Below are 26,022 nucleotides of genomic sequence, written 5' to 3'. Positions count from 1 at the left end.
ATGAATAGATTTATAGCGCTAATTATCTGATGTGTAAAGAAACCTATTTTTTCTGGCAGATTTTATGAATAGATTCAGCGGCAGAAATCGCTGCCGCTGAATAGAGGGAAGCAGAGACGGGATTACTTCTGATCGCCCAACAACACCGATTCTAATGCAATTTCAATCATGTCATTGAAGGTCGTCTGGCGCTCCGCAGCGGTGGTTTGCTCACCGGTACGGATATGGTCAGAAACAGTACAGATGGTCAGGGCTTTAGCACCGAACTCCGCGGCAACGCCGTAGATACCGGCCGCTTCCATTTCCACGCCCAGAATGCCGTATTTTTCCATCACATCAAACATTTGCGGGTCTGGCGTGTAGAACAGGTCAGCAGAGAAGAGGTTACCTACACGGACGTCGATACCTTTCGCTTTTGCCGCATCCACTGCATTGCGGGTCATTTCAAAGTCAGCAATCGCTGCATAGTCGTGATCTTTAAAGCGCATACGGTTTACTTTGGAGTCGGTACAAGCCCCCATGCCGATCACCACATCACGCAGTTTCACATCGGCGCGAACCGCACCACATGAACCGACACGAATGATTTTTTTCACGCCAAAATCAGTGATCAGTTCTTTGGCGTAAATGGAGCAGGACGGGATACCCATACCGTGACCCATTACAGAGATTTTGCGGCCTTTATAAGTACCGGTGAAGCCCAACATGCCACGCACATTGTTCACTTCGCGCACGTCTTGCAGGAAGGTTTCGGCGATAAATTTCGCACGCAGTGGATCCCCTGGCATTAATACAACGTCAGCGAAATCACCCATTTCAGCATTAATATGTGGCGTTGCCATAATCACTTTCCTTAAAAATCAGAGAATTAAAATTTATATTACTGAGCTGTTTTTAAGTTTGAACTACTTTGCACAGTTCAGAGAAAATCAGCCATCGCCAGCGTAGATGAGCACCGACAGTTTGGGCACGGCCAGCGCACAGCCCCCGGAGCGTACACGCAGTACGTGAGGAGGGCGAGCACTGCTCGGGTTCAAAATGGCACGCTCAGCTTAGCTGAATGACTTAAAGCATATTCTTACCGTAATCCATTGGGGATAGATTGAAATATGTCGCTACCGTCTGCCCAATATCAGCAAAGGTCTCACGATGCCCAAGCGATCCTGGTTTGACTTTCGGGCCGTAAACCAAGACCGGAATGTGCTCACGGGTATGGTCAGTGCCCGGCCAGGTTGGGTCACAACCGTGGTCAGCCGTCAGGATCATGATGTCATCCTCTTTTACCAGCGCCATCAACTCAGGCAGGCGGCGGTCGAACAGTTCCAATGCAGCAGCATAACCAGCAACGTCGCGACGGTGACCGTAAGAAGAGTCAAAATCCACAAAGTTAGTGAACACGATAGTGTTATCACCGGCTTTCTTCATTTCTTCTATCGTGGCATCAAATAGCGCATCCAGACCGGTGGCTTTCACTTTCTGAGTGATACCCACATGCGCATAGATATCGGCAATTTTACCGATAGAAACCACTTCTCCCCCTTTCTCATCCACCAGTTTTTTCAACATGGTTGGTGCTGGCGGTTCAACGGCCAGATCATGGCGGTTACCGGTGCGTTGGAAGTTACCCGGCTTGTCACCAATAAACGGACGCGCAATCACACGGCCAATATTGTAGCCACCTTCGGTCAGTTCTTCGCGGGCAATTTCACACAGCTCATACAAGCGATCCAGGCCAAAAGTTTCTTCGTGGCAGGCAATCTGGAACACCGAGTCCGCCGAGGTATAGAAAATCGGTTTGCCGGTTTTCATATGCTCTTCACCCAATTGGTCAAGGATAACGGTCCCACTTGAGTGACAGTTACCCAGATAACCCGGCAGGTTGGCCCGTTTTACCAGTTTATCCAACAGTTCCTGTGGGAAACTGTTTTCGACATCACTGAAGTAACCCCAGTCAAACAGCACCGGCACCCCCGCAATCTCCCAGTGGCCTGACGGTGTATCTTTACCGGAGGATAACTCACTGGCATAACCATAGGCACCAATGATGTCTGCATTCTTATCCAGCCCAACTGGGAATTTACCGGTGGACTCTTCGGCAGCTTTACCCAACCCTAAACGACTCAAGTTTGGCAGCGTCAATGGGCCACTACGACCAACGTTAGCTTCACCACGGGCGCAGACCTCAGCAATGTGGCCCAGTGTATCGGCCCCTTGGTCACCAAATTTGTTAGCATCGGCGCTGGCACCAATACCAAATGAGTCCAATACCATAATAAATGTACGTTTCATTATTTTCTCCTGCGTGGGTTCACGCTCTGGGGCAGCTACGTTCATTTGCTCCCCCATGTAATTAATCTGTTTTTGCTAACATTTGCCGTCGAAAGCAAATAGCGTCAATAACAAAAGTATGGCGTTTATTCAGTAATACGGCGATAGATAACCGGTGTTTCTTCCGGCGCTTTGTCACCCAAGGTGATCGCCGCACGTAGTGCGTCTGCTGCCTGCTGCCAGTCGTCTTCGTTATTGGCATGAATCACCGCTAATGGCTGCTGGCCATCAACACCAGTCCCCAGACGTGCCATTTCAGTGATACCAACACTGTAATCAATAGGATCAGTTGCCCGCCGACGACCACCGCCGAGGGAAACCACCGCCATACCCAGTGCACGGGTATCCATCGCGGTAACAATGCCGGCTCGTTCAGCAAAGACCGGTTTGCTCAGCGTGGCAACCGGTAGGTAGCTGTCATAACGCTCAACGAAATCACTTGGGCCTTTTTGCGCCGCCACCATGCGACCAAAGAGTTCTGCTGCTTTACCGTTATCCAGCACCGCCTGTAACTTGGATCTGGCGTCAGCATCATCTTGCGCCAAACCACCTGATAACAGCATCTCAACGCACAGCGCCATCGTCACTTCTAACAAGCGTGGATTACGATATTCACCCGTCAGGAAGCGCACCGCTTCGCGCACTTCAACCGCATTACCGGCGCTGGAAGCCAACACCTGATTCATATCAGTCAATAGTGCCGTCGTTTTACAACCCGCGCCGTTAGCCACACTGACAATGGCCTGTGCTAAATCGGCAGATAGTTGATATGTCGGCATAAAAGCACCAGAACCCACCTTCACATCCATCACCAACGCATCCAGCCCCTCAGCCAGTTTCTTCGCCAAAATAGAAGCGGTAATCAGTGGAATGGAATCTACAGTGGCGGTGATATCACGGGTAGCGTAGAAACGTTTATCTGCCGGTGCTAATGAGCTGGTTTGACCAATGATGGCGACACCGACGTCCTGAATGATTTTACGGAACGCATTATCATCGGGGAAAATATCAAAACCGGGTATAGCTTCCAGTTTGTCCAAGGTTCCGCCGGTATGGCCCAAGCCACGGCCAGAAATCATCGGCACATAGCCACCACAGGCTGCGACCATCGGGCCGAGCATCAGTGATGTCACATCACCCACGCCACCGGTAGAGTGTTTATCCACGATGGGGCCGTTTAGATTAAGGCTCTGCCAGTTGAGCACCGTGCCAGAATCACGCATTGCCATAGTAAGTGCCACGCGCTCCGGCATGCTCATGTCATGGAAATAGATGGTCATCGCCAAAGCAGCAATCTGCCCTTCGGAAACCACATTGTCGCGGATCCCATTGATAAAGAAACGAATCTCTTCTTCGCTCAGTGGCTGACCGTCGCGTTTTTTACGGATAATTTCTTGTGCCAGAAACACAGCATCCCCCTGACCTAAATAAGGATAAAAGCCGCACGGCAGGCTAGTCGCCCGCAGCGCATCGGCTAAACTCAATGATTGCGATAATGATTAGTAACCGCTACTTTTGCTATCACTCTGATGGCCCAGCGTGGTTAATAAGCTGGCTAACAGACTGGATGCGCCAAAGCGGAAGTGGCGGGCGTCGGCCCAACCCTCACCCATCAATTGATCGGCCAGTTGCAGGAATTGCGCGGCATCTTCGGCAGTACGTACTCCGCCCGCTGGCTTAAAGCCGACGGTTTTACCCACACCTAAATCACGGATAGTGCTCATCATAATACCCGCACTTTCCAATGTGGCATTGACCGGCACTTTACCGGTGGAGGTTTTGATGAAATCCGCGCCAGCTTTAATAGCAATTTCAGCGGCTTGACGGATCAAGTGCTCTTGCTTTAACTCACCGGTCTCTATGATTACTTTCAGTAATACATTCGCGGCAGCGCAGGCTTCTTTGCACTCTTTCACTAATTCGAAGCCGACCTTATCATTACCCGCCATTAAGGCGCGGTAAGGGAAAACCACATCCACTTCATCAGCACCATAGGCAATGGCGGCACGGGTTTCGGCCAGTGCAATAGCAATATCATCATTGCCATGTGGGAAGTTGGTCACTGTCGCAATACGGATTTCAGGGGTACCCTGCTCGCGCAACGTTTTACGCGCAATAGGAATAAAGCGGGGATAAATACAGATTGCCGCCGTGTTACCGGCAGGGCTTTTTGCCTGATGACACAGCGCGATAACCTTATCATCGGTATCGTCGTCATTCAGGGTAGTTAAATCCATCAAACTCAGTGCGCGTTTGGCATAATCGTTAAGATTCGCGCAGGCGGTTAAATCGGTCATAAAACTCTCCAACACTATTTCAGCCCCAGCACCTTGCCAGAACTGAGCATCTATTTATGAGCGGACAAAGAGACCGTACCGGCATCTTTGGTGATTAAAAGTCCCTCTCAGTAGGCGTAATTGTTGCAGTCAGGCAAATAACATAGCCCTAATGAGAAGGTTCTAAGCTCAATACGTTGGCGAGCGGACTTGGTTCCTTGAAGATAGCCCCTATGGGTGGCAATTGAGATCCATCTCACCGCACTAACTACTTGGTCATTGCTTACATCACTGATGCAATGAGACTCCATACACACTTTAGGCTTTCATTCCGAAAGCCAATAACACTATTTGAACACGTTATCGGCAGCTTAGGTGTGTTCAATTTCACACTAATCAATAGTAACTTGTAACGAGACGGAATTATATGTGATTAGAGTCACAAAATAACCTAATTTATAGCTTTCTGACCACGATACGCTCACTCGCTTCAAGAATAGCCTATGGGCAGGAATACGCAGTATTGTAGGCCTGAACCATAAAAAATTAAGCGTCAGCGGCGCAGACAGTTTGGGTGCGGACAGCGCGCAGGGACTGGAGCGTACACGAAGTAGGTGACAGGTCCCGAGCACTGCCCAATCCCAAAATGGCAAGTCAAGCTAGCCTAATTATAATGCCAGGAAGAAACCGGCGATCGTCGCACTCATCAGATTCGACAATGTGCCTGCTGCTACCGCTTTCAGGCCGAAACGCGCGATATCGTGACGGCGGTTTGGGGCCATGCTACCCAAGCCACCCAATAAGATGGCAACAGATGACAAGTTGGCAAAACCACACAGCGCGAAGGAAATAATAGCCTTAGTGTGCTCGGAAAGAACCTGTAAACCCGCGGCTTTGACTAACTCTTCTGCCTGGAGATACTGACCGAAATTCATAAATGCTACGAATTCGTTAACGATAATCTTCTGGCCGATAAATGAACCAGCCACCATCGCTTCACTCCATGGGATGCCTATCAAGTAAGCAATCGGCGAGAATACCCAACCCAGAATCAACTCTAGCGAAAGTTGTGGATAATCAAACCAGCCACCAATCCCACCCAGAATACCATTGAGCAGAGCAATCAAGGCGATAAAGGCCAGCAGCATTGCCCCTACATTCAATGCCAGTTGCATGCCGGAAGCCGCGCCAGATGCCGCTGCATCAATAACGTTAGCCGGTCGTTCATCTTCAGCAATCAAGGTTGTAGCATCAACGTTATCGTGCGTTTTTTCAGTTTCCGGCACCATCAGTTTAGCAAACAGTAACCCACCCGGAGCTGCCATAAAGGAAGCAGCAATCAGATATTCCAATGGTACCCCCATTTGCGCATAACCGGCCAATACTGAACCGGCAACGGAAGCTAAACCGCCGCACATTACCGCAAACAGTTCAGATTGGGTCATGGTGGCAATATAAGGGCGCACCACTAACGGCGCTTCAGTTTGGCCAACAAAGATATTAGCTGTGGCGGAAAGGGATTCAGTACGTGAAGTGCCCAGCAACTTTTGTAAACCGCCGCCCAATACCTTAATAACGATTTGCATGATGCCAAGGTAATACAGAACGGCAATCAATGATGAGAAGAATACAATTACTGGTAATACTCGCAGGGCGAATACAAAGCCGCCACCACCAAAAACTTCAAACATTTTGTCAGAAACCAAACCGCCAAAAATAAATGAAATCCCCTCATTACCGTAGGCGATAACGTTAGCGACTCCTTCTGACATACCGCCCAGAATGCGGCGCCCGATGGGCACATATAATACCAGCGCACCAATAGCGATCTGGATAATAAATGCACCAACAACAGTGCGGATATTAATCGCCCTATAATTACTTGAAAGAAGTACGGCTATTAATATCAGTACTGCCATTCCAACCAGACTCATTAGCATGTCGCTATCCCTAATAGTGAAATCATTAATTAAATTGAAATAATTTTCGGGGGATTATACCGACATGAAGGCGCTATCAAATAATCTCTGTCACAAATAAACACAACTAAAAGCAACCGAATCAACGTAAGTGTGACGATGGTCACATTAAAAAGCGAAAATAAAGAGATCACACAAATTATTAGTATGGTTTGTATATTCCCGGAGGTGATTTAAAGTGGGCAGCTATCGGCGGGCGGTAATCGGAACAAACGTTGACTATTCGCTAACAACTGGCTGGCAATCTGTTGTGGCGCTTCAGAGCGTAGCTGACACAACACGCTGAACACATCAGCAGCCCGCTCGGGCCGGTTTGGCTGCCCCTGAAAACCGGCTAACGGCATATCTGGCGCGTCGGTTTCCAGCAGTAATGCGGAAAGAGGCAATGCGGCCATGACACTCCGGGTTTTCTGTGCCCGCACATAAGTAATGGTCCCACCCACACCAATATAATAACCCAAGCGAATAAATGCCTGCGCCTGCGCCAGGCTACCGGCGAAACCATGTACAACACCGGTGCGCGGCAACGCCGTTTTACGCAGCACCGAGGCTAATTGGTCATGGGAACGGCGAGAATGCAGAATAACGGGGAGATCATGCTGTTTAGCCAGCTTAAGTTGGGCCTGCAATAGCGCCAACTGGCGTGGTAACTGCGGCTCATCCATATAAAGATCCAGGCCAATTTCCCCCACGGCCACCAGCTTGTGAGTTTTGTTCGCCAGATAGGATACCAGTGTCGCCAAATCGGCCTCTTGATGTTGAGCGATATAAAGTGGATGCATGCCGAGTGCGGCAAAAAGGGGTGGATAGTTCGCAGCCAAGGCTAAAATACGGGGAAAATAAGCAGCACCCACCGCAGGAACAATCAATTGCCTGACATTCGCCTGAGCCGCAGTGACTAAACTGGCCGCTTCAGCACCACTGAATGGAGGGAAATCAAAGTGACAGTGGGTATCGATAAAATAAGCTTTATCGCTAAGATTCACTATCTGCTCACTCACTTCTACCATTAGACGGTATCACCTTTGTTTTTTGCCACACTGGCAGGCAAAATTATCTCAACTGGCAAGGGCTTTCTATTGGTATTCGTCGGAATAATCAACCCATTGTCACTCACACTCATCTGAGCCGGTAGGCCATAGTGAGTGGCGGTCACTGAATCCGCTGGTGTAATGATATCCGGCGTTTGAGTAATATCAAATGAAGAGTCATCAGTATCAATTAGCTCTGCCATATCATCTGGTTGATTAATATCTTGTGGCTGAATGATACGACGTGAAAGTGAAATCGAGGTTTTCTCCCCATTGATTCCAGCCTGATCCCGTTGATCTTGCGGTAATAGCCAGTGCCCGACGGTAGCCAAAAAATAGCGACCACAACGGCGGCCTAAATGATAATCACGATTTAGTGCCGCGACCCGGCTCCCCAGTGCATTACTGGCAAGTGGCTTAGGCGGAAAAATTTCGAAAATACGCAGGTCACCGGGCGGCTTTTCAATAAATTGCTGAATACGGTGATAGCTCTGCTCATGTTGCTGCATAATCCGCACCAGTTGTTGCAAACTGCTTTCACTCAGCCAATGTTCCATCCGCTTCATCCATTGCGGCGTGTAATAGGCCTGCGACGGTACAGTCCGAATCACCACAATAGTATCAGCGCCACGGCGGTAGGCTTCCTCCACCGGGATGGCATCACTGATGCCACCATCCTGATAACTGATCCCCCCCAAATCTACCCCCTGACGGTATAAACCAGGGATAGCACTGGACGCTTTAATGGTCGGCAGCCAGCTTTCTCGAGTGGGGGAAATATAGGTGGGTTCAAAATCATCACTACGGCAGGCACACATTAAGAATTCACGGCCATTGCGTAAATGCTCTTCAGCATGATCCATGGCCAGAGGCAACTGCTGGGATGTGATATCCACCAACCAGTCGAGATCAATTAAGTGGCCACCACGCACAAAACGTAATGGGTTAAAGAAATTAGCGGTGGTGGTGTAGCGGGTTATGACGCGGCGAGCGTAACCGGGTTGACCGCAGATAAAGGCAGATAGATTTTGTGCACCGGCAGAGGTGCCAATCATCAGATCAAAAGGGTTAAAGCGGGCGCGTTGAAATTCATCCAGCACACCGGCTGTAAAAATTCCCCGCTGCCCGCCTCCCTCACAAACCAACGCCATTTTTCCGGGTTGGTATGGTTTATAGGCGAGTGGCTCAATATTACCGAGCGTGATAGGTATTCTGTATCCCACCATCTATCCTTAATTCGTTACAACAGGTGCCGAGGATACCCCGTCTTACCCTTTGCTGTAACCCTCTCGCCTGACTAAAGGCGCTTACGGCCTGTAAACAGACTGATGAGGAATAGGACAATACCCACTACGAAGACGACTTTTGCGGCCCAGGCTGCCGTACCGGCTAGCCCACCAAAACCTAATGCCGCAGCGATTAAAGCAATAATCAAAAATATAATGCCCCAGCGAAACATAAGCCTCTCCTTCCCGTTTTAAAAAATGGCTTTCTACCCGTTATACTTCAAGCCGCAGGAGTGTTAGCTGCACTCAATCACCCGAATCACTTACCAATGTAAGCTCATCGGTACTCACTCGCTTGCCGCCTTCCTGCAACTCGAATTATTTAGGGTATGTAAACTCGCGTTCAAAAATCACTCTTTAACAGTAGCGTATTTGACAGAAGTCGTATTATTTGGATTTGTGGATGAGTTATTTGGCTGACAAACTTATTAACGGGTATCCCGTGGATTATTTTATTTCCCCACGAAATACCCATCAGCCGATAATAATTAAGGTTTGATGCTCAGATCATTTTTAACGCTTTTCACGCCATCAACGGCTTTAGCAATACTTTCAGCACGTTCGGACTGAGCTTTATTCTCAACACTACCTGATAACTGCACCACACCTTCGGTGGTTTCTACTTTCACTTTACGTGAGGGTACGATGTCATCAGCCAGCAATTTGGCTTTGATTGAACTGGTTGTTGCAGCATCGCCAGCATATTCACTGACTGATTGTGATTTCTGGTCTTTCACATGCAGCTTATCGCTGACAGATTTAACGCCTTCAACGTTTCCGGCAATTTCAACGGCAGTTTCAGCTTCAGCCTGAGAAGTCACAAAACCAGTCAGAGTGACCACACCATGGTTGGTTTCAACAGAGATATCAGTGCTTTTAAGAGATTTCTCTTCCAACAGAGCGCTTTTCACTTTAGCTGTTGCAGCGCTGTCACCCATGTAGTTATCGACTTTCTTCATGGAGCTATCGAGTTTCGCGCCGGTGCTGTCTACTACGTTGTTTGTCTTATTGAGCATGGTGTCTTCAGCGAACACGCTACCACTCATAAGTGCAGTACCTAAGACAATAGCCATCATTGAACGGGCAAATTTTGTATTTGTCATCGATTTCTTCCTTTGTCGTTATAAACCGTAAAGGGTTATGAAACTTAACTTGTTATAACACCCAAACTTACGGATTTTACGCCACCCAGAGAGGTGACCAGTTGATGAATACTTTACGATTACTACAGGTTATTTGACCTAAAATTGATGCACGTCAATCCTGCGTGTACCTATAAAGATAGAGCATCTCTGAATAAATACAGTCGGAATCGCCCTAAAGCCGGATTTTTATGATTAAGTAGGAGTTATCCTAAGGAGGAAATAGTGAAGACAATTAATGAATCGGGGTACCCTGTACCCCGATAGAGTGCGGCTTGGCGGGTGATTAATGTTCGCGAGTTTTACGGAAATTCACTTCCGGGTAACGTTCTTGCGTAATATTAAGATTTACCATCGTTGGGGCGATATAGCTCAAGTTATCACCACCATCTAATGCCAGATTAACCTCATTCTTACGTTTAAACTCTTCGAACTTCTTCACGTCATCACATTCAACCCAACGGGCAGTAGAGACGTTAACTGATTCATACACCGCTTCCACGTTGTATTCACTTTTCAGTCGTGAAGAGACCACTTCAAACTGTAGAACACCGACTGCGCCAACAATCAAATCGTTGTTGGTCAACGGGCGGAACACTTGCACCGCACCCTCTTCTGACAACTGAACCAGACCTTTTAGCAACTGCTTCTGTTTCAATGGATCACGCAGGCGAATGCGGCGGAACAATTCAGGGGCAAAGTTCGGTATGCCGGTGAACTTCATATCTTCACCCTGGGTGAAGGTATCGCCAATTTGAATGGTACCGTGGTTATGCAAGCCAATGATATCGCCAGCAAAAGCTTCTTCTACATGAGAACGGTCACCAGCCATAAAGGTCAGTGCGTCTGAAATTACTACGTCTTTCTTGGTTCGCACCTGACGCAGTTTCATCCCTTTCTCAAAACGGCCAGAAACCACCCGCATAAAGGCAACACGGTCACGGTGTTTCGGATCCATATTTGCCTGAATTTTGAAAACAAAACCGGTAAATTTGGGTTCAGCAGCAACCACTTCACGGGTATCGGTTTTACGTGGCATCGGGGCCGGAGCCCATTCAACCAAGCCATCCAACATATGATCGACGCCGAAGTTACCCAAAGCGGTACCGAAGAACACCGGCGTTAAGTCACCAGACAAGAAAGCATCATGCTCGAATTCATGAGAAGCCCCCTGTACCAGCTCCAGTTCCTGACGGAACTGTTTAGCCAAGTCCTCACCTACCGCTGCATCCAAGTCTGGGTTATTCAGCCCTTTGACGATGCGCACTTCCTGAATGGTGTGGCCTTTACCCGTCTGATAGAGATACGTTTCATCTTTATAAAGGTGGTAAACCCCTTTAAACAACTTACCGCAACCAATCGGCCAGGTGATTGGTGAACAAGCAATTTTCAGCTCACGTTCCACTTCATCCAGCACTTCCATCGGATCACGAATATCGCGGTCCAATTTGTTCATAAAAGTGAGGATTGGTGTATCACGCAGACGAGTTACTTCCATCAGCTTACGGGTTCGATCTTCAACCCCTTTTGCCGCGTCAATCACCATCAGACAGCAGTCCACGGCGGTCAGAGTACGGTAAGTGTCCTCGGAGAAGTCTTCATGCCCCGGGGTATCGAGTAAGTTAACCAGACAACCGCCATACGGAAATTGCATCACCGAGGTGGTGATGGAGATCCCGCGTTGCTTTTCCATTTCCATCCAGTCTGATTTGGCATGATGGCTTGAGCCACGGCCTTTTACCGTACCGGCGGTCTGAATTGCGTGTCCGAACAACAACACTTTTTCGGTAATGGTGGTTTTACCGGCATCGGGGTGGGAAATGATCGCGAAAGTACGTCTTTTCGCGACTTCCAGTGCGTATTCACTTGGAGACATAATTTGAGATTTCTACTTTTAAGCCGCCCTGCTCTGGGCCTCATATCCTATTGATATGCGGGTCAGGCAAAGCGAGGCATTGATTGTGGCGCTATACCCTGCTTATTGGAAATTGCAGCAGGCTTAGCGGCAACTCCTATCACGTCGGGTATAAGTGGCTATAGCGCGGTATTTTCTCTGATTTATGCGAGATAGACAATTTATTCAAGACAAACAGTCGTTATTCAAGACAAACAGTCATTATTCACGACTGACAATCGGCAAAACGGGGCTATCCCATCGGCAGCGCCATCATAATGGCATCTTCACGCCCATCGGCACTTGGGTAATAGTTGCGCCGCACAGAAACCTCGTTAAAGCCTAAGCTCTCATAGAGGGCGATAGCCCGTGCGTTTGAAGCCCGCACCTCAAGCCAGAGAGTGACGATATCACGTGTTGCCAACTGCTCAATCAGATGTTCAAGCAGTAAACGGCCATACCCCTGCCGCTGATAGTGCGGATCGATGGCGATATTAAACAGCGTCGCTTCATCCAACACCATTTGGGTAATGGCGAAACCGACCATTTGTTGACTGACACTCAACTTAAAATTGAGATAGCGCTCCCCTTGGTTACTGACCAGGGTTTTTTCCGTCCACGGGAAAGCGTGGCTGGCTTGCTCAATTTTGTACGCTGTGGCCAGATCGGCTGGCGTCAGGATAGAAATCTGCTTCATGGTGACAAATCTGCTGCCAAAGTGCGCGCTTAGCGCTCGCGTCTTGATAAAGTCCGGCCAATGCCGGGCTGTGTAACTGCGCGCCAGCGACCGCAAGCGGTTCACTGATGCCCAATCGCCAACTGTTGCACTGCGTATCTTCCGGCAACATTGCAACCCTGTCTGGCGTCAGCGCATAAGCCTGACGCGGCGTGAGACCCAAGCTGTGCAACACATCACACAACAGGGGATCATCATATTCAGGAAGCAGGTGTGCCACAATCAGCAGTCGGGTATCTTCGGGTAAACGAACTGCGATTTCACCCTGCAAGACGGCCGGGCGGCGCAATGTCCACTGCGTAATGCCTAGCTGTTGTAACAGCAAGTCTCGTCTTGATGCCATGCCATTTCCTGTCAGAGCGACCCGTATTTCGACGCTATGCTAGCAAACCCATCGAACATGCGCCAACAAACCTCTATAATCCCCGATCATATTATTAAGGAGCCAAAGACTGATGTCAGCATTAACCCCAGCCAGTGAAGTGATACTGCGCCATAGTGATGAATTTATAGCCCGCCATGTGTTGTTTGCCGGTGATTTACAAGATGCGCTGCCAGCGCAGTTTGATGCAGCCGGGGTACGGGTTCATACCAATCAATATCACCACTGGCAATTACTGAGCAATACGCTGGAAGAGAATGTGCAATTCGGTCTTTTGGCCACTGCCGACATAGTGGCTAACTGCGATACGCTGGTTTATTACTGGCCGAAAAGCAAACAGGAAGCCCAGTTCCAATTGGCTAATCTCCTTTCGTTATTGCCTGTCGGCACCGATATTTTTGTGGTGGGTGAGAACCGTAGTGGCGTGCGCAGTGCAGAAGAAATGTTATCTGAATTTGCGCAGTTGACTAAAATCGACAGCGCCCGCCGTTGCGGTCTGTACCATGGCCGGTTGGATAAACAGCCGGAATTTGATGCCGATGCCTGGTGGGAAAGTTACCAGGTGGGCGATGTGACAGTTAAAACATTGCCTGGCGTATTCAGCCGTGACTCGCTGGACTCCGGCAGCCATCTGTTACTGTCTACGTTCAGTGAGCCATTTAAAGGAAATGTGCTGGATGTCGGCTGTGGTGCAGGTGTGCTGGCCTCTGTATTGGCGCAGCAATCACCTAAAATCAAATGGACCCTGAGTGATGTCTCTGCGGCTGCTATTGAAGCCAGCCGAGCAACATTAGCGGTGAATAACATCGACGCGCAGGTGATTGCCAGCAATGTCTATTCCGACATTAAAGGCCGCTTCGAGATGATTATTTCGAATCCACCGTTCCATGATGGTATTCAAACCAGCCTGACTGCGGCGGAATTGTTGATCCGCGGCGCAACAGCTCACCTGCATGTCGGTGGTAAATTGCGGATAGTGGCGAACTCCTTCCTGCCTTACCCTGCACTGCTGGATGCGGCATTTGGCAGCCATGAAGTGCTGGCCCAGAATGGCCGTTTTAAGGTGTATCAGGCAACTGTCGGGCGTGCGCCACGAGACTCCAAGAAAAAACGTTAAAACTAGGCGTTAAGATGGGCCATCCCTTCCGCGCCGTAGCGTTCACCCGCTGCGGCATGGAACGGGAATACTGCATCCAGTGCTGCCAGCTCTTGCGGGCTAAGTGCCAGATCGAGTGCCGCCAGATTCTCTTCCAGATAAGCACGCCGTTTGGTCCCAGGGATTGGGACAATATATTTCCCCTGCGCCAATACCCAGGCCAGCGCCAGTTGAGAGGGTTTAACCCCTTTCGCGCGCGCCATTTCCACCACCGCATCGGCTAATACCAGATTCATGGCAAAATTATCCCCCTGAAAACGCGGGTTATGACGGCGAAAATCATCAGCAGCCAGATCTTCCGGGCGGCGTAACGCTCCGGTCAAAAAACCGCGCCCCAGAGGGCTATAAGCCACAAAACCCACACCTAACCGTTCGCAGGTCGCCAATACAGAGGATTCCACATCTCGTGTCCAAAGTGAGTATTCACTCTGTACTGCGGTAATTGGATGCATCTGATGGGCCTTCTCTAATGTTGCCACTGAGACTTCACTCAAACCGATATAACGTATTTTACCGGCAGTGACCAAATCAGCCAGAGTGCCAATCACATCTTCAACCGGTACACTCGGGTCGCCACGATGCTGGTAATAAAGGTCAATAACATCAACACCCAACCGCTTCAGGCTACCGTCAACAGATTTACGAATATAATCAGGCTGGCTACTGACGCCCCGCACTGTCGGGTCAGTCGGATCACGTACAATACCAAATTTAGTGGCCAGAAAGACCTGATCACGTTTGCCTTTAATGGCGCGTCCAACCAACTCCTCATTGGTAAACGGGCCATACATGTCAGCGGTATCGAGTAAAGTCACCCCCAACTCCAGCGCGCGATGTAACGTCGCAATGGATTCATTCACGTCCTGATTGGTGGAGTAAAAGTCACTCATCCCCATGCAGCCAAGCCCCAGCGCTGAGACTAGCGGGCCATTCGAACCTAATTGACGTTGTTGCATTGTGATATTCCCCGTTAATGATGTCGGAAGAAAGTGTGGTTGTTTAGCGAGGAAAGATAAATAATGCAGATTGCTCATTACTGTTCAAAAAACACCAACAATGGACGAGTGCAATCATGGACCAAATACAAGCTATGCGGATATTTGTCCGTATTGTTGAATTAGGTAGCTTCAGTCGCGCGGCGGAGAAACTACAATTGCCCCGTGCAACGGTCAGCCATACCTTAAAACGGTTAGAGCAGCGCTTAGGCGTGCGTTTATTGGTGCGCACCACCCGGCAAGTGAATATCACCGCGGAAGGCACACTGTATTACCAGCGTTGCTTGCAATTACTGTCGGCGTTTGAAGAGGCTGACTCGCTGTTCAGCCATCAGCGGCTGCAACCGGAAGGGAAAGTACGCATTGATATGCCACATTCGCTAGCCCGCAATGTGGTTATCCCCGCACTAAATGACTTTTATCAGCGTTATCCCCATATCACGCTGATTCTCGGCGCGAATGACAGTACCATTGACCTGATGCGTGAAGGTGTCGATTGTGTTTTGCGTGCATGGCTGCCCCATGATGAGCAATTAGCAGCACGTAATATTGGTCAGCAACCACAGATAACCTGTGCGTCACCAGCTTATCTCGCCAGATATGGTGTTCCACAGTCCCTCGACGACCTGGCCGGCCATCAAGCGGTGGGGTATTTCTCACAGATGAATGGCCGTGATTACCCATTAGAATTTGTTTATCAGGGGAAAGTTGAAAGCCGCACATTACCTGGCATCTTGAGTGTCAATGGTGCCGATGCTTATACCGCAGCCGGTGTCGCAGCCCCATTCCCGAACGAAACGCAACAAACCATCATGCGTTATGCAGCGAGTAGATACTCTAAAAATACCTCATTCGGTGAGCTGTATTCCAGAGATTTGCGCCCCCGAGTGTTGAGGATGTGCTCCAGTCTCGCAATATCTTCATCGCTGACGCCATTAAAATCGGTTCCTTTCGGATAAAACCGCCGTATCAGACCGTTGGTATGCTCATTCAACCCCCGCTCCCAGGAATGATAAGGCCGGGCAAAGTAAACCTTTGCGCCCGTTACCTGAGTGATGTCCTTATGTTTCGCAAACTCGGGTCCGTTATCTGCCGTCAGGGTTTTAAACTCGCAGAAAGTATTCGCCACGATGTCCCTGAACGCTTCCACGACGCTCTCAGCGCACTTATTGGGGAGTTTACGGATAATGACCTGCTTTGTGGCTTTGTCCACGACCGTCAGCAGGAATGACTTCTGGTCTTTGCCAAAAATCGTATCGATTTCAACATGCCCGGGAACCTGTTTGAGTTCAGCCTCAGCAGGCCTGTGCTCAATGCCAACCCTGTCCGGGATGGGCGTGCGTCCGGGCTCACCCGTATCATAGCGATAGCGTTTACCCCGGTGAGGGAGCTGAAGGTAAAGCTTACCGCCAGCCTGTCTGTCCGAACGGATATAGCGGTAGAGGGTATTTTTGCTGACGGCGATATCAAACTGGATTTTCAGTCTCCCACAGATAACCTCAGGGGAGGTATGTACAGCCAGCGCCTGCCGGAGAAAGTCTTGTGTCTGCTGGCCCAGAGGGACACAGGCATTGTGTGCCGAGGTGGCGCCCCGCCGTTGTCTGGCTAAGGCATCAGCGCGTCTGGAGGAGTAAAGTCCGTTGAAAGCGGGGTCCGTATTACGCCTGAGCTCCCGGCTCAGGGTAGAGCGAGAGACATCCAGTTCTCTGGCAATGCAGGACTGATTAACGCCTTCAGCTTTTCGTTTTTCGATGTAAAAGCGCTCATGCTGAGTCAAATGTTTTCCCTTCATGCAACAGGGTCTCCGACAGGGTCAATACGGCTATTTTATCCGTACCTGACCGGTGGGTCACTTTGTTGCATTTCGTTTGGGAATTGGCGGCAGGCCTAGGATTGATTCAAGCTCCCACGCCAGGTATTCAGAGCCAATTAACCCAAGGCGAGCTGATTGAGGTGTTGCCCCACTGTCCACCACCGGCCATGCCGCTGTTTATTATGTTCCCTGCGGGGCGTTTTCTTGCCCCTAGAGTAAGAGTGCTGATTGACTGGCTGATTGAACTGTTTTCCGATTATCCACAGTTATCACCAACACAACCAAGCGGGCGTTAAAAACTAAAAATACTTCTGTAATCAAATCAATTGCTCAACATATGATGCTTTTTACAGCAAACGTCCCGCTTAGGGGAAATAAGTATTGACCTGAACGCGAAAATCTCTAGAATTCGCCTCCGTAGTTGCTTTATAAAAGTGATGTTCCGGTACGCGATGGTGGCGGAATTGGTAGACGCGCTAGCTTCAGGTGTTAGTGTTCTTACGGACGTGAGGGTTCAAGTCCCTCCCTTCGCACCAAACATACTTTTCTTGGCGATTCGTAGTATATCCCCAAAGTAATTGGTATTGCAGGCAGCAAACAAACCCAGATAGGCTTACTCCGGTAAGTGATTGAGGTTTAATAGCCTGTGGCTTCAAGTACGAGGGGAGATTTATATTGCACAGCACATGCGATGGTGGCGGAATTGGTAGACGCGCTAGCTTCAGGTGTTAGTGTTCTTACGGACGTGAGGGTTCAAGTCCCTCCCTTCGCACCAAGCTGGTGATATAAATCCTAAGCTTTACTTTTTTAAGATATACCCAAAATAATTCGAATTGCAGAAAGGCGGCAAACGAGTGAACTCCCAAGAGCTTACACCAGTAAGTGACTGGGGTGAACAAAGGCAGCCAACGCACATGTAGTTTGAAGTATGACGGATATAGCAGTAAGAAATCATTTGGGCGATGGTGGCGGAATTGGTAGACGCGCTAGCTTCAGGTGTTAGTGTTCTTACGGACGTGAGGGTTCAAGTCCCTCCCTTCGCACCACAATGATTTCAAAAGCACAGTAATACCTCTCTTCTGGCAAGACCCCTTCCTAAAATACACGTAAATACCTGTAATACAGAAAATTCAGCCAATGCTATTGGGTTCAATGCATCCCACTGTGCATTAACACCGCCATCAGGCCACCCAACAGCGCCAGACATGATGGCAGCAATAAGAAATGCCGTAACCGCGCGTGATACAACATGCTAACCGTGGCTAGCATGGCGAGCACAATCAGGATACGTAACTGACCGACGGTGATATCAGCCCATCCCAAAACCGGCAGTAAAGCAAAAGGCAGCAATATCCCCCAACCACTAGACATACCACGGCTCAATAACCCACTGATCCCACACCAGCGATAAGCGGCTAATCTGGCTGTAATCATAACAACGGCCCCAATTGATAATGATAACTAATATCATATATCACTCTATCGTAGTCTGCACTATGAAGTTGTTAGCAGCGGACAGACAGCGACAACATCAAGTTAAGAAACATCATGATGACAGGCTGAAACAAAAATGGTAATTTTGGTTAAGAAAATTCCTAAAACGATACTAAAGCGCTTCAAACAAAAATAATTACTAAGAAAAACTATTTATCGTGATGCCTAAATAATAGGGCTTCATGAGGATATTGTTTATTTGTCTACTGACAGCACGACATTATGCAGAGTGAATTGAATATGAATAGCCATTCCTACGATCAGCTTCTGAAAAGTAAGCATCGGCTCTCTTTACTGCTTTTTTTATTTCTTAATGCGTCGTCTTCTATTTTTAGTATGATATTACCGTCACCTGAAACGCCAGCAGTGACATTACCGATAGTACTGATCACGGTTATCAGCCTGAGCGCAGCAACTTATCTGATTTTTATTTCGAAGAATTATGCCAATAAACTGAATTTATTTTCAATAATCATGGGCGTGCTTTGGGCCTGGCAAATCATTCTTAAATACGAATATTTGGGTAATAATGAAAATAACTACTTACTACTCAGCCTGTTTACGATTTTCTTTATCAGCACCATAGCCCTGTCTGATAATTTCCTTGCTTTTTGTCTACACAGTGCACCAGCAGCATTAACCGTTATTTTACTCGACGATTTTCAAAATATTTTCCGTATTGTATTCACCATCATGCTGCCACTGATTGGTTTCTCCTTACATCATTTGATGCTACGTCGTAGTGATGACTTTACCCGAAAACTTGTCGCACGCCTTTATAATGAAAGGGAAAAATTCAGTGATTTAAGCATGATAGATCCCTTAACCAGTTTGTATAATCGCCGGGGTCTGGAGAATAAACTTGAAACACTACTGGCTCAGTCTCCCGGCAATCATTACGTATTGTTGCTCGATATCGACCATTTTAAAGCTTATAACGATAACTATGGTCACACGATGGGGGATCAAGCACTGGTACGTGTTGCGGCGGCTATCCGTGATGCTGTTCGTTCACGGGATATCGTGGTGCGCTACGGCGGCGAAGAGTTTTTAGTGTTACTGACTCATGTGAGTGAAGAGTATGCAAGCCAGCTGGCTGAGCGCGTGCGCCAACGGGTTTTAGGACTTGATATTCCACATGTTTTTAACCATAAAGTTTCTACAACCGTGACATTGAGCGCAGGTATTTCTCCTCTGCAAGCCTATGATCTGGCCTCCTCGCTTAAAGCCGCGGATGAAGCACTTTACCGGGCCAAAAAAGATGGCCGGAATAAAGTTGCCTTTGCCGGAGAGAAATTATCAAACGTTGAATCGTCACCTTGATTAAATGACGCGGTACAAACTCAATTATTATTTTCATCGATAATGGTTGAGTTTAATACTGCAATATTATATTTCACTTTCATTATGTTATTAAACCTTGTCATTGCATCTAAAAAAAATAAATCACTAGCTCATCTGCTGGCAGATAACATCTATTTAAGCGAATCATCCTTCCGCACAGTTGAACATAATTAGCGTTTAAAACTGTAAATTGCGCTATTACCCCCAGTTCAAATACCCATCCATCATCCAGGCAATGTTGCTCAATGTCTCAGGGTAATCTGGCCCATATTCGTATATCACAATACATGTACAATAATGATTATCATTTATAGAAAGAAAAGCCATGCAGGAAGAGTATTGCGAATCAGGGTCTGGGGCTTATCACTGTTTTTTACTATAACGGATTATTTTGTTGCTTTGCTAAACCGATTCTTCTACTTTTAGCAGCAAATAGGATTGAAGAAAACAGGGGTTTATCATGGAAAATACCATTTGGGTTTTAGGTGATGCTGTAATTGATTTAGTTCCTGAAAATTCAAATAATTACCTTAAGTGTCCAGGTGGCGCACCTGCCAATGTGGCGGTCGGCATCGCCCGATTGGGCGGTAAAAGTGCCTTTATTGGCCGGGTTGGGCAAGACAGTTTTGGTCGTTTTATGCAGCAGATATTACAACAGGAAAACGTCGATACCCACGCGATGACACAGGATCCGCTGCACCATACCTCTACAGTTGTGGTGGATTTAGATGAGCATGGCGAACGCACTTTTACATTTATGGTGACACCGAGTGCCGATCTATTCTTACAACCAGATGATTTACCTGAATTTAAAAACAATCAGTGGCTGCATTTGTGCTCTATTGCCTTAAGCCAAGAGCCGAGCCGTAGTGCCGCCTTTGAGGCGATGCGCCGTATGAAAGCCGACGGTGGTTGGGTCAGCTTTGATCCCAATATCCGTGCCGATATCTGGCGCGAACCACAAGCGTTGCTCCCCTGTCTGCAACAGGCGCTGTTATTGGCCGATGTAGTGAAACTGTCGTTGGAAGAACTGAACTTTATCTGCCCAGATCAGGATATTGCTGGCGCAATGGAACAGTTGATGGCCGACTATTGCTGCAAATTGCTACTGGTAACACTGGGTGCCAATGGCGTTTGGGTGCATAACCGCCATCGTCTGCAAAAATACCCGAGTAGGAAAATCACCCCAATAGACACGACTGGCGCGGGTGATGCCTTTGTCGCTGGGTTGCTGACAGCATTGGCACGGCTACCAAATTGGCATTTAGGTGCAGATCTCACCGCCGCCATCGATCAGGCGCAAGCCTGTGGTGCTTTAGCCACCAGCGCTAAAGGAGCAATGACTGCGTTACCTAATGCTCAACAGTTGCGGCATTTTCTTCAACCCGACCACTAACTGCATAAATCCTCTTCCGCATAAACCATTTAGGATGTCGCCTTTGACAGGCAGGCATCCGTCCCTTCTCCTACCTGTCACTCTTTTTGCTAAACACCCAGCATGTTAGCGCCTGCTACATGCATTATCGCGCGCGCCCTCTTCCTGCTCATCGCCTTATTCGTCTCAAAAAGTCATGCACTTTGCTGTCTGGATCACAATAGCTGAATCGGGTTAGCAAAATGTTTTGCTAATCCCAAAGGATCCCCCTTATGTTAGCCATGAAAAACCGGTTTAGCTGTTTAGCATAAATACAATCAATCACATACCGAGTGATATAAAATGATGATAAAACCAAGCTATCTTGCTGTATCAATAGGACTTATCCTTTCTTGTGCAGCGACAACCACCTCTGCAGCCTCACCCTCGTCTTCCTCAAACATGGATATTGAAGCCCGCCTCAATGCGTTGGAGCAACGATTACAACAAGCGGAACAGCGGGCAAAAAATGCAGAAACACGCGCCGAAATTGCCGAAAAACAGGCACAAAAGCTGGAAACTCGAACGCGTCAGGCAGAAGAAAAGACCGTTCAGGTGGCTAAGCGCACAGATAAACTGGAAAGCAAAACACAGGATGGCAACGGTTTTGAGTTTCATGGTTATGCCCGTTCCGGCCTGCTAATGAACGACTCTGGCACCGGCACCCAAGGTGGCCCGTATGTTACGCCAGCCGGCAGTACCGGAGGGGCAGTTGGCCGCTTGGGTAATGAGACAGAAACTTATGTTGAAGTCAATTTGGAGAAAAAGCAGAAGCTGGATAACGGTGCCACCACCCGCTATAAAGTGATGCTGGCTGATGGTCAGCGCAGCTATAACGACTGGACAGCCGACAGCAGTGACCTCAATGTGCGCCAGGCATTTGTCGAACTTGGCACCCTGCCAACCTTTAACGGTATTTTTAAAGACAGTACATTGTGGGCCGGTAAACGTTTCGATCGCGATAACTTCGATATTCACTGGCTGGATTCCGACGTGGTATTCCTTGCCGGTACCGGTGGCGGTATTTATGACATCAAATGGACCGATAACCTGAAGAGTAACTTCTCGTTATATGGCCGTAATTATGGTGAGATCGAGAATGTTAATAGCGATATCCAAAGCTATATTTTCACTGCCAATAACTATAGCGGCCCCTTCCAGTGGATGGTGAGCGGGTTGCGCGCCAAAGATAATGAGGCGCGCCAAAATAGCGGTGAAGCCGTTAATACTAATGCCACAGATAAAGGTATTCACAGCATGTTGGCCTATCACGGTGACAGCTTCTATGGGCTACGTGATGGTACGTCAAAAACCGCGCTGCTGTACGGCCATGGTTTAGGGGCTGAAGTAAAATCTATCGGGTCCGATGGCAACTTAACCAGCAGCGCAGATACCTGGCGTTTGGCGACTTACGGCACCACCGCATTAAGTAAAAACTGGAGTCTAGCCCCAGCAATATTGGCGCAACAAAGTAAGGATCGTTATGTCTCGGGCGATAGCTATAAGTGGATAACATTCAACACCCGCCTGATTCAGGAAATCACCGAGAACTTTGCATTAGCTTATGAAGGTAGTTATCAGTACATGAATCTGGATCCGCAGGGCTATAAGGATTATCACAAAGTCAGTGGCGGTTTCTATAAATTGACCTTCGCCCCAACCTTTAAAGCCGGTGATATCAGCAACTTCTTCAGCCGGCCAGAAATTCGGGTGTTCGCCACCTATATGGATTGGAGCCAAGATCTGGATAACTACGCCAAGGATGATTCCTTCGGTAAAGATGGTTTTGCTGCCGGCGGACAATGGAACTTTGGTATCCAAATGGAAACCTGGTTCTAACTATTACGCACCGCGGTAATCACGACGAATACCGCCTGCTGCCGTGACGATCCTCGGCATGCAGGAATAAAAATAAATTTGCGAGGGATATCATGAATATCAATGAGACCGTAACGGCTCTGCTCCCATTGCTTGGTGGTAAAGAGAATATCGTCAGTGCTGCACACTGCGCCACTCGCCTGCGCTTGGTTCTGGCAGATGATTCTTTAGTGCAAAAATCAGCGGTAGAAAAACTCGATGGCGTTAAGGGCTGCTTCAGCAATGCCGGGCAGTTACAGGTGATTTTCGGTACCGGGTTGGTCAATAAAGTTTATGCCGAATTTATCAAGGTAGCGGGTGTAAACGAAGCCAGTAAATCTGAAGCTGCCGCTGTGGCGGCGCGTAAACTCAATCCGTTCCAGCGCATTGCCCGCCTGCTATCCAATATTTTTGTCCCGATCATTCCGGCAATCGTGGCGTCCGGCCTGTTAATGGGCTTGCTCGGCATGGTAAAAACCTATGGCTGGGCCGATGCTGACAGCGCGCTGTTTATCATGCTGGATATGTTCAGCTCCGCTGCCTTTATCATTCTGCCTATCTTGATTGGTTTCACCGCGGCCAAAGAGTTTGGCGGTAACCCGTATCTGGGGGCAACACTGGGCGGCATTTTGACGCACCCAGCGCTAACCAATGCCTGGGGGGTGGCGGGCGGTTTCCATACTATGAATTTCTTCGGTATGGAGGTGGCGATGATTGGCTATCAGGGCACAGTATTCCCGGTGCTACTGGCAGTGTGGTTTATGAGTATGTTGGAAAAACGCCTGCGCAAAGTGATACCTGATGCGCTGGACCTGATCCTCACACCGTTTTTGACCGTAATCATTACCGGTTTTGTCGCGCTGTTATTTATCGGCCCTGCCGGGCGAGTATTGGGTGATGGGATCTCGCTGGTACTTAGCACACTGATAACCCATGCTGGCTGGCTGGCCGGGTTACTGTTCGGCGGGCTTTATTCCGTGATAGTGATAACCGGCATCCATCATAGCTTCCACGCCATCGAGGCCGGGCTATTGGGTAATCCGAATATCGGGGTCAATTTCTTGTTACCTATCTGGTCAATGGCAAACGTGGCGCAAGGCGGAGCCTGCCTGGCAGTCTACTTTAAAACCCGCGATGCTAAAATTAAAGCCATCGCCATCCCATCGGCATTTTCTGCCATGCTGGGTATTACCGAAGCGGCAATTTTCGGAATTAATCTGCGCTTTATCAAACCCTTCCTTGCTGCACTGGCAGGTGGTGCATTAGGAGGCGCTTGGGTCGTCGCGAATCATGTCAATATGACTGCGGTGGGCTTAACCGGTATCCCGGGCATCGCTATCGTACAAGGCAATTCAATTGTTAATTATCTGATTGGATTGGTTATTGCATTTGGCGCTGCATTTATTATCTCTCTACTGCTTAAGTACAAAACGGACAGCGAATAATGCAAGAAGTCAGTTTGCTAAAACAACTTACGCTGGCAGTGATGCGTGGTCAAATCCGCGCATCGCGTGACCCTCATCGGCCAGGCTGGCACCTGGCCCCCAGTGTCGGGCTGCTGAATGATCCCAACGGGTTTATTTATCATGCTGGCTATTATCATTTGTTCTATCAATGGAACCCGTTAGATTGCCGCCACGGCAGTAAATACTGGGGCCATTGGCGTAGTGTCGATCTGGTTCATTGGGAACATCAGCCTGTCGCATTGGTGCCCAGTGAAGAATATGAAAGCCACGGCTGCTACTCAGGTTCTGCCGTTATTGCTGATGACCGAATCACGCTGATTTACACCGGTAATGTGAAATATCCTGATGGCTCGCGCACCGCATTCCAATGTCTGGCACAGGAGAATGAGCGAGGGGAATACGACAAATTAGGACCAGTGCTCCCATTACCTGCGGGCTATACCGGCCATGTTCGCGACCCGAAAGTCTGGCAGCACGACGGTCAGTGGTACATGGTTTTAGGCGCGCAAGATAAGCAACTGCAAGGGAAAGTGCTGCTATTACGCTCCGATGATTTACGTAAATGGCATAATCTGGGTGAAATTGCCGGTTCTGGTCTGGGCGGATTAGGCCCGTTTGGCTATATGTGGGAATGCCCTGACATGTTCAGGTTAGCGGATCAGGAGGTGCTGATTTTCTGCCCGCAGGGCATCGCTGCTGAAGCAGAGCGTTATCGTAATACCTTCCAGGCTGGCTATTTACTGGGCCAATTGGATTATACCAAGGCAGCATTCAACCATCAGGATTTCCATGAACTGGATCTCGGCTTCGAATTCTACGCGCCACAAACCACGCTGGCCGCAGATGGCCGCCGCCTGTTATTCGCCTGGATGGGCATCCCGGATGAAGATGAGTTGTATCAACCCACCGTAGCCCATGGTTGGATCCATACCATGACCTGCCCACGAGAGCTGAGTCTGGTTGACGGCAAAGTCATTCAACGACCCGCGCGTGAATTGCAGGCATTGCGCCGTGAACATCGTCAGTGGCAAGGTCGTGCTCAACAGGCGCCGGCACTCTCCATCCGCAGTGCTGAAATGATAGTCGAGGTTAGTGCGCCATTTATCCTCGAATTAGGCGATGAAATGATGCTGATATGGGATGGTGAACGTATCACACTAAGCCGCCGCAATCTGCGTACCGGGCTGCAAGAGTTCCGTTATTGGCGCGGTCAATTGCAGCAGTTACAACTGCTCTGCGATAGTTGCAGCATAGAGATATTTATCAATCAGGGAGAGGCGGTAATGACTACATGCTACTTCCCGACTGAAGACCCGATAGCAATCTTTAACGGAAATGCTGAACTGTGTCTGCAACACTGGTTGTTGTCTTCGCCCATGTTAGAATGAACTATCTTTCAAGGCGACAGATTCACTCAGTGAAAAACAAT

21 protein-coding genes, 3 tRNA genes and 2 pseudogenes are annotated in these 26,022 nt (G+C 48.7%); 11 read left to right on the top strand and 15 right to left on the bottom strand.

The genetic code is table 11. From position 1 onward, the window contains the following. Nucleotides 1–122 precede the first annotated feature (122 nt). The 12 genes from deoD to ACWJJO_RS03210 form a co-directional block, all read right to left on the bottom strand. Entirely contained in the window at nt 123–842 is a 720-nt protein-coding gene (gene deoD / locus ACWJJO_RS03265; protein WP_083160686.1) for a purine-nucleoside phosphorylase, read from the bottom strand. A gap of 223 nt (nt 843–1,065) precedes the next feature. Continuing rightward, the gene (deoB, locus tag ACWJJO_RS03260) at nt 1,066–2,289 is read right to left on the bottom strand and encodes a phosphopentomutase (protein ID WP_042568600.1); all 1,224 of its coding nucleotides are present in this window, start codon (nt 2,287–2,289) and stop codon (nt 1,066–1,068) included. 125 nt (nt 2,290–2,414) lie between these two features. Beyond that, nucleotides 2,415–3,737 carry a thymidine phosphorylase gene (gene deoA / locus ACWJJO_RS03255; protein WP_083160688.1) on the bottom strand — a complete coding sequence of 441 codons (1,323 nt, stop codon included), beginning with the start codon at nt 3,735–3,737 and terminating at the stop codon, nt 2,415–2,417. A 90-nt stretch (nt 3,738–3,827) separates the two neighbouring features. Continuing rightward, nucleotides 3,828–4,625: a deoxyribose-phosphate aldolase gene (deoC, locus tag ACWJJO_RS03250; RefSeq protein WP_481090634.1), complete on the bottom strand. Its 798-nt coding sequence runs from the start codon at nt 4,623–4,625 to the stop codon at nt 3,828–3,830. 647 nt (nt 4,626–5,272) lie between these two features. Then, complete coding sequence (locus ACWJJO_RS03245; RefSeq protein ID WP_372557945.1) at nt 5,273–6,544, bottom strand: NupC/NupG family nucleoside CNT transporter; 1,272 nt, start codon at nt 6,542–6,544, stop codon at nt 5,273–5,275. Nucleotides 6,545–6,756: 212 nt separating this feature from the next. Next, nucleotides 6,757–7,593 (bottom strand): TatD family hydrolase, encoded by an 837-nt coding sequence (locus ACWJJO_RS03240; RefSeq protein ID WP_372568643.1) that lies wholly within the window; start codon nt 7,591–7,593, stop codon nt 6,757–6,759. Then, entirely contained in the window at nt 7,593–8,840 is a 1,248-nt protein-coding gene (locus ACWJJO_RS03235; protein ID WP_083160694.1) for a patatin-like phospholipase family protein, read from the bottom strand. The genes ACWJJO_RS03240 and ACWJJO_RS03235 overlap by 1 nt, the downstream gene beginning before the upstream one ends. 71 nt (nt 8,841–8,911) lie before the next feature. Beyond that, nucleotides 8,912–9,073: a DUF1328 domain-containing protein gene (locus tag ACWJJO_RS03230; RefSeq protein ID WP_004876076.1), complete on the bottom strand. Its 162-nt coding sequence runs from the start codon at nt 9,071–9,073 to the stop codon at nt 8,912–8,914. A gap of 315 nt (nt 9,074–9,388) precedes the next feature. Beyond that, a complete protein-coding gene (osmY, locus tag ACWJJO_RS03225) occupies nt 9,389–10,003 on the bottom strand; it encodes a molecular chaperone OsmY (RefSeq protein ID WP_083160696.1) in 615 nt (204 codons plus the stop codon). 325 nt (nt 10,004–10,328) lie between these two features. Beyond that, nucleotides 10,329–11,918, bottom strand: coding sequence for a peptide chain release factor 3 (gene prfC, locus ACWJJO_RS03220; protein WP_005191790.1), 1,590 nt, complete (start codon nt 11,916–11,918; stop codon nt 10,329–10,331). 271 nt (nt 11,919–12,189) lie between these two features. Further along, entirely contained in the window at nt 12,190–12,633 is a 444-nt protein-coding gene (gene rimI, locus ACWJJO_RS03215; protein WP_083160698.1) for a ribosomal protein S18-alanine N-acetyltransferase, read from the bottom strand. Then, nucleotides 12,578–13,015, bottom strand: a complete 438-nt coding sequence (locus tag ACWJJO_RS03210) for a DNA polymerase III subunit psi (protein ID WP_083160700.1) — start codon at nt 13,013–13,015, stop codon at nt 12,578–12,580. Before ACWJJO_RS03210 ends, rimI begins: the two co-directional genes overlap by 56 nt. Before the next feature lie 112 nt (nt 13,016–13,127). On the opposite strand from ACWJJO_RS03210, the gene rsmC reads away from it, so the two are divergent. Continuing rightward, nucleotides 13,128–14,171, top strand: coding sequence for a 16S rRNA (guanine(1207)-N(2))-methyltransferase RsmC (gene rsmC, locus ACWJJO_RS03205; protein ID WP_442848957.1), 1,044 nt, complete (start codon nt 13,128–13,130; stop codon nt 14,169–14,171). Nucleotides 14,172–14,173: 2 nt separating this feature from the next. Here rsmC and ACWJJO_RS03200 read toward each other — a convergent pair whose 3' ends face one another. Then, a complete protein-coding gene (locus ACWJJO_RS03200) occupies nt 14,174–15,166 on the bottom strand; it encodes an aldo/keto reductase (protein WP_481090633.1) in 993 nt (330 codons plus the stop codon). 116 nt (nt 15,167–15,282) lie between these two features. Between ACWJJO_RS03200 and ACWJJO_RS03195 the strand changes: the two genes are divergently transcribed. Continuing rightward, nucleotides 15,283–16,164, top strand: coding sequence for a LysR family transcriptional regulator (locus tag ACWJJO_RS03195; protein ID WP_481090632.1), 882 nt, complete (start codon nt 15,283–15,285; stop codon nt 16,162–16,164). On the opposite strand, the pseudogene ACWJJO_RS03190 reads toward ACWJJO_RS03195, so the two are convergent. After that, a pseudogene (locus tag ACWJJO_RS03190) lies at nt 16,140–16,997 on the bottom strand (IS30 family transposase); the annotation flags it as partial. The gene ACWJJO_RS03195 and the pseudogene ACWJJO_RS03190 overlap by 25 nt on opposite strands. 5 nt (nt 16,998–17,002) lie before the next feature. Here ACWJJO_RS03190 and ACWJJO_RS03185 point away from each other — a divergent pair. The 4 genes and pseudogenes from ACWJJO_RS03185 to ACWJJO_RS03170 form a co-directional block, all read left to right on the top strand. Further along, a pseudogene (locus ACWJJO_RS03185) lies at nt 17,003–17,314 on the top strand (LysR substrate-binding domain-containing protein); the annotation flags it as partial. A gap of 153 nt (nt 17,315–17,467) precedes the next feature. Beyond that, nucleotides 17,468–17,554 (top strand) — tRNA-Leu (locus tag ACWJJO_RS03180). 152 nt (nt 17,555–17,706) lie between these two features. After that, nucleotides 17,707–17,793: transfer RNA gene (locus tag ACWJJO_RS03175), tRNA-Leu, on the top strand. A 184-nt stretch (nt 17,794–17,977) separates the two neighbouring features. Continuing rightward, a tRNA-Leu gene (locus tag ACWJJO_RS03170) sits at nt 17,978–18,064 on the top strand. A gap of 103 nt (nt 18,065–18,167) precedes the next feature. On the opposite strand, the gene ACWJJO_RS03165 is transcribed toward ACWJJO_RS03170, so the two are convergent. Further along, nucleotides 18,168–18,452, bottom strand: coding sequence for a DUF1435 domain-containing protein (locus ACWJJO_RS03165; RefSeq protein WP_193784732.1), 285 nt, complete (start codon nt 18,450–18,452; stop codon nt 18,168–18,170). Between the two features lie 282 nt (nt 18,453–18,734). Between ACWJJO_RS03165 and ACWJJO_RS03160 the strand changes: the two genes are divergently transcribed. The 5 genes from ACWJJO_RS03160 (at nt 18,735) to ACWJJO_RS03140 (ending at nt 25,981) form a co-directional block, all read left to right on the top strand. After that, nucleotides 18,735–19,835 (top strand): GGDEF domain-containing protein, encoded by a 1,101-nt coding sequence (locus ACWJJO_RS03160; protein ID WP_083160708.1) that lies wholly within the window; start codon nt 18,735–18,737, stop codon nt 19,833–19,835. A gap of 481 nt (nt 19,836–20,316) precedes the next feature. Then, nucleotides 20,317–21,252, top strand: coding sequence for an aminoimidazole riboside kinase (locus tag ACWJJO_RS03155; protein ID WP_083160711.1), 936 nt, complete (start codon nt 20,317–20,319; stop codon nt 21,250–21,252). Between the two features lie 321 nt (nt 21,253–21,573). Next, on the top strand, nt 21,574–23,109 hold the full coding sequence (locus ACWJJO_RS03150) for a carbohydrate porin (protein WP_083160713.1): 1,536 nt from the start codon (nt 21,574–21,576) through the stop codon (nt 23,107–23,109). Between the two features lie 92 nt (nt 23,110–23,201). Then, a complete protein-coding gene (locus ACWJJO_RS03145; RefSeq protein ID WP_032907263.1) occupies nt 23,202–24,572 on the top strand; it encodes a sucrose-specific PTS transporter subunit IIBC in 1,371 nt (456 codons plus the stop codon). Continuing rightward, nucleotides 24,572–25,981 (top strand): glycoside hydrolase family 32 protein, encoded by a 1,410-nt coding sequence (locus ACWJJO_RS03140; RefSeq protein ID WP_442821284.1) that lies wholly within the window; start codon nt 24,572–24,574, stop codon nt 25,979–25,981. The genes ACWJJO_RS03145 and ACWJJO_RS03140 overlap by 1 nt, the downstream gene beginning before the upstream one ends. The last annotated feature ends 41 nt before the right edge of the window (nt 25,982–26,022 follow it).

The organism is Yersinia antarctica, from assembly GCF_056636475.1.
This window is presented reverse-complemented; position numbering and strand designations above follow the sequence as displayed.